This window comes from Roseicyclus sp., assembly GCF_052168335.1.
Classification (GTDB): Bacteria; Pseudomonadota; Alphaproteobacteria; order Rhodobacterales; family Rhodobacteraceae; genus Roseibacterium.
The window spans coordinates 1-2,971 of the sequence record NZ_JBQLZP010000530.1 but is presented as its reverse complement, the minus strand read 5'-3'; the positions used below and the strand labels follow the sequence as shown (position 1 = coordinate 2,971).

Here is a 2,971-nt window from a genome sequence, read left to right as displayed (position 1 = left end):
CGGCCCCGGCTTGCGCGATCGCGCGCGCCCTCCACTTGTCCGGAAGGGAACATCCGTGCCATCCCTAGCCGATGGTACATGATTTCATCGTCATCGGCGGCGGCATCGCGGGAACCTCGGCGGGGGCGCGCCTCTCCGAGCTGGGTTCCGTCCTCCTCCTCGAGGGCGAGGATGCGCTGGCCTATCACGCGTCGGGCCGCTCGGCCGCGCTCTACGAGGCGGCTTACGGTCATCCGGTCACGGTGGCGCTGAACCGCGCCTCCCGCGCCGAGCACGACAGCCTCGACGGAGGGCTCCTCTCGCCCCGGGGGCTCCTGCTTCTGGGGGGGCCGGGCGAAGAGGCGCAGGCCGATGCGGACATCCGCGCCATGGGTCTGGAGGCCATGTCGCCGGCGGAGGCGGTCGCGCGGGTGCCGATCCTCGAGACGGGCCATGTCACCCGCGCCGGCTGGCACGAGGACGCGCTCGACATCGACACCGACCGGATGGTGCAGCACTTCGCCCGCACGATCCGGGCGGCGGGCGGCGAGATCCTCATCGGCGCCCGCGTGAACCGGATCGCGCGGGAGGGGGGCCTCTGGCGCGTCGCCTTCCGCCACGAGCTGCGCGAGGGCCGCGTCCTGGTGAACGCGGCGGGGGCCTGGGCCGACCGGATCGCGGCCATGGCGGGGATCGCGCCGCTCGGCCTGACGCCGCTCCGCCGCTCCATCGCGCGGATGCCCGCGCCCGGGGGCCGTGACGTGCGCGGCTGGCCGATGCTCCTCGGCGCGGGCGAGAGCTGGTACGCCAAGCCCGACGCGGGCGCCTGGATCGTCTCGCCCGCCGAGGAGGATCCGGTCGATGCGCCGCACGACGCCTGGCCGGAGGACATGGTCCTGGCCGAGGGGATCGCGCGCTACCAGCCCTTCGTGACCGAACCCGTCACCCGGATCTCGGCGAGCTGGGCGGGGCTCCGGACCTTCGCGCCCGATCGCGGCCTCGTCCTCGGTCCCGAGCCCGGGCGGGAGGACTTCGTATGGGTCGCGGGCCAGGGCGGCTACGGTTTCCAGACCGCGCCCGCGGCGAGCCGGCTCGTGGCCGACCTCGTGGCGGGACGGCAGCCGGAGCTCGACGCGGATGTCGTGGCGGCGCTTCGCCCGGACCGGCTGAGGGGCGGGGGGATTCCCGCCGCCTGACGCCCTTCCGCTGCGCCCTCCCTTGCCGCGGGCGGCGACTCGCCCGATCTTCTCGGCGCCCGAACGCACCGGAACCATGAAGGAAACGCGCATGACCCGACCCCTGGCCACTGCCTGCCTCGCCGCCGGCCTCGCGCTCGCCGCCGGTCCGGCCGCGGCGCAATCGGCGCTCGAGCGCCTCGAGGTGCTGGACGAGCGGATGAACGAAGTCGTCCTCGGCGCGCTCGAGGCCCAGATCCCGGCGCTCGCGGGCTACCTCCCCTCCGTCGAATGGGACGAACCGATGCGGGCGAACGCCGCCTGCCTTCTCGCCGAGGTCGAGACGCGGGCCGGGGCGGCGGGCGTCGAGCGTCTGCTCGAGAGCTATGCCGAGACGACCGAGGCGGCGACCGGCACGGCGGACCTGAGCAGCCTCCAGCTCGAGACGCCGGAGGGCATGACACCGGCCGAATTCCAGGCGGCCTATGCCGAGTGCGGGATGCGCGACTGGCTCTACGGGCGGCTCGAGGCCTCGGGCGCGCTCGCCATCATCATGGAAAGCGCGCGCTGACCGCATGTCGGCCGGGCAGACCGATGCGCGCCGGAGCGCGCCCGCCGCGCTCCGCAACCGGGAGGACATCGCGCGCGAGCTCGTCCGGCTCGCGCCGCGCGCAGGCCGCGCGCTCGAGATCGCCTCGGGCAGCGGCGAGCACGTGGTGCGCTTCGCCGCGCTCATGCCGGGGCTCGACTGGCATCCGACCGACCCGGACCCGGACCAGCGCGCCTCCATCGCGGCCTGGACAGCCGCCGAGGGGCTGTCGAACGTCGCTCCGCCCCGCGCGCTCGACGTGACGCGGCCCGGCTGGGCGGCGGGCGAGGCGCCGGCCGGTCTCGTCGTGCTGGTGAACCTCCTGCACCTCGTCTCCGACGAAGGCGCCGCCACGGCGCTCGACGGCATCGCGCGCGTCCTCGCGCCGGGCGGGATCGCCGCGGTCTACGGCCCCTTCCTGCGCGACGGGGAGACGACGAGCGAGGGCGACGCCGCCTTCCACGCCAGCCTCCGGGCGCGCGATCCCGCCATCGGCTACAAGGACGTGGTCTGGGCCGTCTCCACCCTCGTCGCGGCGGGGCTTCGGCACGTCGAAACGGTGCGGATGCCGGCGAACAACCTCCTCCTCGCCTTCGAGAAGCGCTGAGCCGGAACGCTCTTTGGGCTGGCCCGAGGCGTCACCGCATGTATGGTGCGATTTCAGTCTTTTCGTAGCGAGGTTGGGGGGGATGGAGGCGACAGAGGCGGAGGGGCTCTTCACGCTACTCGAGGGGCCGGCGCTGGGGCGTCTGGTGCGCGAGACGGTGCCGCGGGGCACGCGGCTGATCGCGGCGGGCGAGCCGGCCGAGGCGATGTATCTCGTCGAGACCGGCCGCTTCGCGGTGCGCCGCGCGGGCGTGGACCTGGCCGAGATCGGCGCGGGCGGCGTCATCGGCGAGATCGGGTTCCTCTCGGGCGGGGTGCGCACGGCGGACGTTGTGGCGGCGCGGGACGCGGTGGTCCTCAGGATCGACGCGGCATCTTTCGACGTCCTTTGCGCCGAGACGCCGGGCCTCCAGCGCGCCATCGCGGCGGAGCTGGCCGCGCGGCTCGCGCGGACCTCGGCGCGCGTCGTGCCGGACCCGGGCCGGCCGCCCGCGCGGACCTACTGCGTGGTGCCGTCGGCCGGCGCCCCCCTGCCGGAGGATTTCGTGCCGGGCCTCGCCCGGGCGATGGGGCGGCACATGGCGCTCCGCACGGTGACGGAAGCCACCCTCCCCGGCCCGCT

General features: G+C 74.9%; 4 protein-coding genes. All 4 read left to right on the top strand.

The window, feature by feature from the left end:
• The first annotated feature begins 71 nt into the window (after window positions 1-71).
• Window positions 72-1,175, top strand: a complete 1,104-nt coding sequence (locus ACTS11_RS16175; RefSeq protein ID WP_442641330.1) for an NAD(P)/FAD-dependent oxidoreductase — start codon at window positions 72-74, stop codon at window positions 1,173-1,175.
• Window positions 1,176-1,266: 91 nt separating this feature from the next.
• Window positions 1,267-1,725, top strand: a complete 459-nt coding sequence (locus ACTS11_RS16170; RefSeq protein ID WP_442641329.1) for a hypothetical protein — start codon at window positions 1,267-1,269, stop codon at window positions 1,723-1,725.
• A gap of 4 nt (window positions 1,726-1,729) precedes the next feature.
• On the top strand, window positions 1,730-2,350 hold the full coding sequence (locus ACTS11_RS16165) for a DUF938 domain-containing protein (RefSeq protein WP_442641328.1): 621 nt from the start codon (window positions 1,730-1,732) through the stop codon (window positions 2,348-2,350).
• Window positions 2,351-2,432: 82 nt separating this feature from the next.
• A partial coding sequence (locus ACTS11_RS16160; protein WP_442641327.1) for a cyclic nucleotide-binding domain-containing protein occupies window positions 2,433-2,971 on the top strand: 539 nt, incomplete at its 3' end.